We start from the raw sequence: 235 nt of genomic DNA on the forward strand, positions 1-235 counted from the left end.
TGCTCTTGCCGCAGCCGTTCGGTCCCTGCACCAGGTTGATGCGATCGAGTGACATACGCAGTTTGCGTACCGAGCGGTAGCCGCTGATCCAGATTTCGTGCAGCACAGAGGGGGTGTCCTGAGGCTAGGGGGTCCCGTAGTTGTGGAAACGGGCGTGACCATCCTCGCTCAATACGAAGCCGCGACTGCGTAGCAGGGACCAGTTACCGCTCTCCCACATGGGCTTATCGCCACG

The organism is Aeromonas diversa CDC 2478-85 (genome assembly GCF_000819805.1).
GTDB classification, from domain to species: domain Bacteria; phylum Pseudomonadota; class Gammaproteobacteria; order Enterobacterales; family Aeromonadaceae; genus Aeromonas; species Aeromonas diversa.